This window comes from Streptomyces sp. NPDC059718, from assembly GCF_042733315.1.
Lineage (GTDB): Bacteria > Actinomycetota > Actinomycetes > Streptomycetales > Streptomycetaceae > Actinacidiphila.
In genome coordinates this window covers 1-6,154 of sequence record NZ_JBHWGA010000113.1, presented here as the reverse complement: position 1 = coordinate 6,154, position 6,154 = coordinate 1, and the positions used below count along the sequence as shown (strand labels likewise).

General features: G+C 66.8%; 3 protein-coding genes and 2 pseudogenes. 1 reads left to right on the top strand and 4 read right to left on the bottom strand.

Translation table 11 applies throughout. The features are described 5' to 3' along the window. Window positions 1-167: 167 nt before the first annotated feature. Window positions 168-437 (bottom strand): annotated as a pseudogene (locus tag ACFV3E_RS46280) (transposase); the annotation flags it as partial. A gap of 365 nt (window positions 438-802) precedes the next feature. Here ACFV3E_RS46280 and ACFV3E_RS46275 point away from each other — a divergent pair. Continuing rightward, window positions 803-946 (top strand): hypothetical protein, encoded by a 144-nt coding sequence (locus ACFV3E_RS46275; RefSeq protein WP_500542523.1) that lies wholly within the window; start codon window positions 803-805, stop codon window positions 944-946. 250 nt (window positions 947-1,196) lie between these two features. Here ACFV3E_RS46275 and ACFV3E_RS46270 read toward each other — a convergent pair whose 3' ends face one another. The 3 genes and pseudogenes from ACFV3E_RS46270 to ACFV3E_RS46260 form a co-directional block, all read right to left on the bottom strand. Further along, window positions 1,197-2,627, bottom strand: a complete 1,431-nt coding sequence (locus tag ACFV3E_RS46270) for a nitrosuccinate lyase (RefSeq protein ID WP_500542521.1) — start codon at window positions 2,625-2,627, stop codon at window positions 1,197-1,199. A gap of 44 nt (window positions 2,628-2,671) precedes the next feature. Continuing rightward, entirely contained in the window at window positions 2,672-3,856 is a 1,185-nt protein-coding gene (locus tag ACFV3E_RS46265) for an MmgE/PrpD family protein (RefSeq protein WP_500542519.1), read from the bottom strand. Window positions 3,857-4,627: 771 nt separating this feature from the next. Continuing rightward, window positions 4,628-5,840: pseudogene (locus ACFV3E_RS46260) on the bottom strand (IS110 family RNA-guided transposase). Window positions 5,841-6,154 lie beyond the last annotated feature (314 nt).

Below are 6,154 nucleotides of genomic sequence, written 5' to 3'. Positions count from 1 at the left end.
CGAAACCGCCGCAGCTCCAGCCACCGATGTGGATCCAGCACCACCGTCAGCCGCCTCCCTGCCACCCCGACCCGACAGCAGCAGACTCACGGCTCCAACCCCATCACGCGACACAAACGGAGCACTTTCCTCCGTACGAGGTGGTGCACGTTCACTTGTACGCCGACAAGGATCTCATTTGCCCGCTTCAGCTCGGCGATCTCCTTCTTCATCGCCTTGACCTGCGCGGACTCCTCCGTTGTCGTCCCCGGCCGGGTGCCGGCATCGATCTCGTCCTGGCGGACCCACTTGCGCAGCGTCTCGGTCGTGCCAATGCCCAGCTTCTGGGCGACCGCTTTCATCGCGGCCCACTCGGTGTCGTAGTCGGGCCGCACCTCGGCAACCATCCGCACCGCACGACGGCGCAGGTCAAGCGGGTACTGGGAAGGACGTGCCATAACTCGATCCTCTCAAATGATCGAGTCCCTACCGAACCCGGAACGGTTCAGGAGGCTCCGCCAACAGTCTCGGACTGACCATCCGCTTCGAATCGATCCCAGCCGCCTGACCTGCGCAGTTCACTCTATTTTCGTGTCAGTAACCCAGGCCGCTGCGCGGCCGCCGTGGAGGCGGGAAAATGGGCCCGTGTCCGTCCGGGACGCCGATCAATCTGTGATGTCTTGTGAGCTCGTGAGTCAGTATGGCGTTGGGGGCCGCTGACAGGGACCGTCAATTTTTGCTGCAGCACGCGGACCAGACTCTTCAGCCCTGTGGCCTCTCCGGGCGGCGCGCGTCGGTCGTGATCAGTCTTGGTCGGGGAGGGTTGCTCACCGACGACACCGCCTTCCACGACCTCGGCGGCGACTACTACGCCAAGCACGACCCCGAACGCGCCCTCCGCCGGATCACCCGGCAGGCCAACGCCCTCGGCCTGACCGTCCGCTTCGAACCCATCGAGGCCGCCTGAACGCACCTACCCAGTCAGGGTTCAGACGGTCTGGCAGGGTTCCGCAGCGGTGGCAGGAAGGGATACGGACTGGTTGATCCGACAGGCGGGGGTGGTTTGGGCAGCAGGGCGCGGTGCTGGAGCACGGTCTTTTGGCTGTTTCCACGCTGTGTCCGGGCAGGAGATCGATGGGACGGCGGGCCTCGATATCGACCAGGACGGTGACGTGGACGTAGGCCCCTGGCGCAGGGCGAAGCCCCAGTGTGGATCGTCACCCGAGTCCAGGTTGGGTGTGGTGGTAGCGTTCAAGCGCTCGGTCGACGATCATCGCGGCGGCACCGAGATAGTTTTCCGGGGCGAGTAGAGGGTTGAGCTCGCGGGTGTCTAGTCGGTCCTTGAGTTCCGCCGAGGCAAGCAGTGCTTCCGCGAACGTGGTTCCCGTGTTTGCCGCGTGGGTGGCTGTTCGGCTGACGAAGTCCTTGGCCCCGGCTTTTCCCAAGTGAGGGCTGAGTCTGGCGGCGATCCGTTCGGAGACGATGAGGCCGCTGCTGAGACCGAGGTTGTCCCGCATTTTCTGTGCGGACGGAGTCAGTCCTTCTGCGAGTTCGGCGGCGGCGGCAACTGCGCCGCCGGTCAGGCGCAGGCTCTCGCGGAGCGGCTGCCATTCGGCCTGCCATGTCCCGGGGGAGCGTTCATCCTCGGCCATGAGGCTGTGGGTCAGCACCGAGGCCAGTGCCGGGACTTGGGCGGCTGCAGACCGTATCAGTATGGCCAGCACGGGATTCTTCTTTTGCGGCATCGCAGATGAGATGCCGCGGCCAGGGTCGGCGGGTTCGGCGACTTCGGCGATTTCGGTACGGGACATGGTGAGGACGTCAATGGCGAGCTTGCCCAGCGCTCCCGTAGCGAAAGCGAGCGCGGCTGCGAGATCCGCGATGGGCGTACGGAGTGTGTGCCACGGCATGACCGGTTCGCGCAGGCCGAGCTCCTGCGCGTACGCGGCGATCAGGCGGGGTGCGTAGTCGCCGTTGTGTACGGTGGTTGACTTGGCCTGGCCAGCGTACTCAAGGTAGCCGGCCAGTGTTCCGGCCGCCCCGCCGAGTTGCGCGGGCAGTTCTGATCGCACCCGTTCGAGCCGTTCGGCCGCGTCCAGCACCAGAGTCAGCCAGCCCGCCGCCTTCAGTCCGAAGGTCGTCGGCACGGCATGCTGGGTGAGGGTCCGGCCGGCGATGAGGGTCAGGCGGTGCGTTTGGGCCAGGCCAGCCAGCGCCGACGCGGCCTTGCCGAGGTCGGTCAGCATCTGCCGGAGCGAGCGTTCAGCAATGAGCATTGCCGCAGTGTCCATTATGTCCTGGCTTGTGGAGCCTTGATGGACATAGTCGGCGGCCCCCGAATCGAGGCCCCGGACCAGCGCCGTGAGGTCCGTGACCAGGGCCACGACAGGGTTCGCCGCGTTTCGGGAGCGGCGCGCTAGGCCGGGTAGATCGAATCGGTTCGAGACGGCCATGCGAGTGATCAGCCGCGCACTGTTCTCCGGCACCACGCCGAGCCGGCTCTGGGCTCGTGCCAGCGCCGACTCCGCGTCGAGCATGGCCTGCAACCAGGCTTCGTCGTCGACGAGGGTCTCGATTGGGACACCCGCCCGCACCGGGGAAAGGAGGCCGGTGTCGGGGGCGTCTTTGGGCTGTTGGTCTCGTTCCATGCTTTCACCGCCATCGCTCAGGGAACCTGCAGACGATCCAGATGTCATGTGTAGCAGCGCAGGATTTCGCCGGCGGAGCTCCAGTCGATGGATTGAGGGTCCAGACCGGTACCGGTCAGGCAGTCGTTGACCTTGCTCGTCAGCTGGGTGCCTGTGGGCGGTCGCTTTGGGGAGCCCGGTGGGTATTGCGTCCGTCCGGCGAGTACTTCGCCGTTGGCGTGTATCTCTGCTTCCAACTCTCCGTCGAGCAGCCCTGTGCCGCCCTGAGTCAGCTGGACATCGACGAGGTTCCCCAGGCGTTGTGCCTCGGGCCTTCGCACCGCCTCGTCGGTGAAGCTGTTGAGACCTTGATGCCGGTCCAGCAGGGCTGTGGCGGCGGCGTATTCGAGACTGAATTTGCCTTCAAGGCCGGTGGCGGGCTGGTGGTGGACCAGCGGCACCACCGTTGACTGCGGGGTGCGAAGGACGATGCGCGTGACGTCAGTCGGGTCCACCTGTCCGGCCAGTTCGGCCAGCGTACTGATCGGTCTTTGGAGGGCATAGCAGCACGGGAACAGTTTGATCCCGAGGCCCCCTGGGACGGCGGGGCCGCCGGGATCGATGGCGCCGGGGTTGCCGCCCACGAGTTCGAGCCACTGTCCGACCGCGTCCGTGTCGGCGGTGGCTCCGGCTGCGGCCAGACGTGCCGCACGCACCCCTGCCTCTACTGCAAAGCCGACTTGCAGTGACTTGCCATCGGTTCCGAATGCGCGCTGGAGGCCGCCGGCCGCGGGGATCGCCAGCGCCATCGCGGTCGCGATCTGCGTGGCGCTCAGGCCGAGAGCCGTGCCGGCCCCCGCCGCCGCGGCTGGTGCGCCCGCAGTGCAGGTCGCGTGCCAGCCAGCGGAGTAGTGTGGCCAGCCCAGCGCCATGCCCAGCCGCGCCATCACCCCGGCTGCCGCAAGGTAGGCCCGGGCGCCTCCTCCGGCGGCGAGGACTGCGGGCACGCACACCACGCTCACATGCGTCGTCGATTCCATGTGCAGGTCGTCGAAATCCAGGACGTGGGCGACCGTCGCCCATCGCGTAGCGTCCGGGAGGCCATCCGCAATCCGGCGGATCGGGTGCTTGCGTGCGGCGACAGTCACCGCAACTGTATCCGTCAGGGCGCGGGCGGCCAGTTGATGATCCTCAGGGGTCGGTTCCAGTTCCACTGCCCAGCGGGCCAGTTGATGCGCGACGGAATCCACGGTGATTTACTCCTTGACGGACGGGGCCTCGCCGGCCGCCGGCCCGCAGGTGATCCGGCCGGGGGAGTGCGAGTACTGGCCGGGGCAATTTAGGCAGGTGTTCTTCCCGACAGTGCAAACGTTAGCTCACGCCGTTGCCTGGAGGAAGGCTCCGCGTGGTTTCCCGCCGCCGGGACTGCGGCATGCTGCGCCCGGGCCCCGTCCGGCCGTCCCGTCCTGAGCCGGGCCGGAGGCGGGATGCGGTCGGGCGCTGGCGGGCGTTCGCCGGTGAAGCCACTGCTGACGGGCCTGGTACAGGTGTCGGCGGCGTCGTGGGATAGACGGGGTAGGTGCAGCCGCAGCCGTATGCGACAGTCCCGTCTTTCGCCACGCCGGAGCAAACAGAGGCAATCCGGTTGCCGCTCACGTGCCACGGCCGCAGCAAATTCACGGCAGACTAGGATAGGGAATATCCGAAATGTGGCGGTACACGCAAGGAGTCTTTTATTGTCGACGTTCCCATGTGCCCATCGTATTGCAATCGTTTGTCTCACGTGATGAGACGCATCGCACGCGACGGCAGGTGTCCAGCGGCCCGGCAAGGCGTGACCCAAGAACGTCAAGGTCTGCTTTGGGATCGCTATCGAGTTCGCCGGGCGAGGTGGGTGCCCCACGGCTCCTGCGCCTGTTCGACGGGTACGTCCTCAAGGCGACGTGGTTTGCGCCCGGGCAGTCAACCCAGTGATTCCCAATGGTGTTTGTCAAGGGTTTCGGTGACGCTTGGTGATCACGTCACGCCGCTGTGAGTCCGCGTTGTGGTGGCTCGGTGGTGAAGGGGCGTTGGTCTCGGATGAGGGCCCAGAGCACGTCCAGGCGGCGTCGGGCGAGTGCGAGGATCGCCTGTTTGTGGGTTTTGCCCTCGCTCCTCTTGCGTTCGTAGAACGTTCTGGAGGTAGGGCAGCAGCGGGCGGCGACCTGGGCGGAGAGGTAGAACACGCGCAGCAGGCGGCGGTGGTAGCGGTGTGGCCAGCGCATGTTGCCACTGATGCGCCCCGAGTCTTTGGGCACGGGTGCCAGCCCGGCCACGCCGGCGAGACGGCCGGGGCTGCCGAAGGCGTCCATGTCCCCGCCGGTGCAGGCGATGAACTCAGCGCCCAGCAGGGTGCCGATACCGGGCATGCTGGTAATGACCTCGGCGTGCTGGTGCTGGCGGAACCGAGTCTCGATCGCTGCGTCAGTGCGGGCGATCTCCCCGTCCAGGGCCATCACCGCCCGCGCGAGGGTGTGCACCATAGCAAGCCGCCGTCCTCTCACCAGGAACCGCGGTGTGCTGAGCCTGTGCCGCCTCGACGGCAACCGCCGCCACTGCCTGCGCGCTGCGGACCTTGCGGTTCGAAAGCCAACTCGCCAGCCGCGCCTGCCCGATGCGGCGCAGGGCGGCCGGGGTCTGGTAACCCGTCAGCAGGACGAGTACGGCCTTGGAGGTGCTGTAGTCGAAGGCATGCTCCAGGGCCGGGAAGTACTCCAAAATCTGGGCTCGGAGCCGGTTGATCGCTCTGGTGCGGTCGGCGGTGAGGTCGTAGCGACGGGCGGTGAGAATCCGCAGGTCTATCGCAATCTCATCCCACTCCTGCAAAGGCTGCAGCTCACGCCGCATCCGAGCCTGGTCCGCGATGACGTAGGCGTCCTTCGCGTCGGTCTTCCCGTCACCGCGGTAGGAACCGGAGGCGTGATGCACCGTCCTGCCCGGGATGTAGAGGAGCCGCTGCCCGTGTCCGGTCAGCAGGGCGATGAGCAAGGCTGCCCCGCCGGCGTTCAGGTCGACCGCCCACGTCACCGGACCGCCGTCGGCCAGGTCCAGCACGTCACTCATCAATTCCAGCAGCTCGTGCTCGTCGTTCGGCACCCGCCGCGACAGGACCTTCGCCCCGTCCCCATCGATCACCGTGCAGTGGTGCTCAGCCTTTCCCGCGTCCGTCCCGGCCCACAACTCCGGCACCGGCATCTCCCCTCGTCGCTCCGTGCACTGGTCCCTGCGGACGACCACGCCGACGTGTCCCTACGAAGCGACTGTTCGCGCATCCCAATGAGCGGCCGTGTCGTCGCGGGGCCCTGGGCGGCCAATCACTGAAAGCCACAGCAGCGGGGCCACCGACGGGTGACGGCCATCTGGTCGGCGACCCGTGCAGAACGGACGAGGCTCCTCGGCGGTTGAGCGAGATGTCTGACGTCTCAACTCTGCTGCCGGGGAGCCTCGTTGGTTACGTACCCTGCCTGTGAGAATGGGGATGCCGTCCCGAGGTGCGGTCTGGCCCATAT